The sequence below is a fragment of the Protofrankia coriariae genome, from assembly GCF_001017755.1.
GTDB classification, from domain to species: Bacteria; Actinomycetota; Actinomycetes; order Frankiales; family Frankiaceae; genus Protofrankia; species Protofrankia coriariae.
The window spans coordinates 221964-223317 of the sequence record NZ_JWIO01000006.1 but is presented as its reverse complement, the minus strand read 5'-3'; the positions used below and the strand labels follow the sequence as shown (position 1 = coordinate 223317).

Below are 1354 nucleotides of genomic sequence, written 5' to 3'. Positions count from 1 at the left end.
GAGCCACTGGTGGGCGGCGGCGGTGAGCACCGCGCCGCCGAGGCCGGGGAGGTCGGAAAGGCCGGGAAGTACCCAGGGCTCCACCTGGCTGGTGGCTTCCTCCAACGCGGCGGCCAGCCCGTCCGCGGCCCACAGGCGTTGCGGGGCCCACCGCCGCGCGGGGCCGGCGGTCGCGGCGGACCTGCCGGACACGAAGCCGGTGGTAGCGGTGGCGGCGGTGGACGCCGCGTGTCGAGGCCGCCGGGACGCCCGTTCCCGGCCCGCGCATGACCACGTGGGTACACCGCTGGGTTCTCTCAACGCCCGGCCTCCTCAAGCGTCGATGCGGGGAAGCGTCTTCCTTCATCCGCCCGGACGGCCCGGCGGGTGACAATGACTGGCCCGACGGGAGCCGGCACATCAGTATTTCGTCCGGACAGAATCACCGGATGCTTGCCGCGCGTGCAGCGTACGACAGGCCCCGTGGCGGAACAAGTACTGCGGATTGCGCCGGCCGCCGGCTATCCTCTGGCCGCGCAATAAAGTCAACGGTCGATCGGGTGTTGATGCTGTTGAGGTTTGTGGTTGTTGTTTTTCGATGGCCGCCGGTGCGGCGTGGACCGCTGGCCGCCGGTTGTCCGATCGTTCGGGACGGTCCTGTCGAACTGTCCCGAACGATCGCGCCCACAGCCTTCCGAGGACTGTCCCAGAGTGTCGTGACCTGCGGGTCTCGGGTGGGGTCGCCATCATCTGACGACGGGGTGGACGGGCGGGTGGACCGGCGGTCGCATCCCGGCGATGACGATCGTCCATGACCATGGATTCGGCCAGATGGCCGATCCGTTGGTGTTACGGAGTGATTTCCGGCGGTAGGGGTAAAGCGCGCGTCCAGGGCGGCGTACGATCAGGACCGCCTCGGCGCCCAGCCGGCAGCGGTCATGAACGTACCGCGGGCACAGACCAGGAGAAATCCAGCCGGTAATTCCGGACGTGCCGGACGAAAGTGTCCGCCGGGCGATCGTTTCGTGAACGATTCACCGCGCGGACGCCGTGCGGCGCGGAGGCCGACAGCGCCCGCCATCGGGGTCCGCCATCAGCGTCCGTCATCGGGGTCCATCAATCAAGGTCCGTCATCGTCCGTCAGACGGGCATCGTGTCCCTCGGACGCGACACCGGCCCTCGGACGCGACACCGGCCCGTGGCCGGCGCGCCTGCCGCGCGTATGTCCGCGCTGGTCCCTGTCGGCCTACGGTTGCGGTGTACACACCGGCGTGAACGGGTCACCCAAGGGGGCGGGAGGGTTTCCGCCCGCGTGCCCGCGGCCGGTGTCGGTGGCCCTGTCGGTGGCCCTGCCAGCGGCCCCGCCAGTGGCTCC

The 1354-nt window shown here is 70.2% G+C and carries 1 protein-coding gene (running past one end of the window); it reads right to left on the bottom strand.

The window, feature by feature from the left end; all coding sequences use genetic code 11:
* Positions 1-1259: 1259 nt before the first annotated feature.
* Positions 1260-1354: the 3' portion of a purple acid phosphatase family protein gene (locus tag FrCorBMG51_RS06295; protein WP_086055287.1), read on the bottom strand. The gene runs 1525 nt beyond the window's last position; 95 of the gene's 1620 nt are visible here — the last part of the coding sequence; its start codon lies beyond the right edge, outside the window — the gene reads right to left on this strand; its stop codon occupies positions 1260-1262.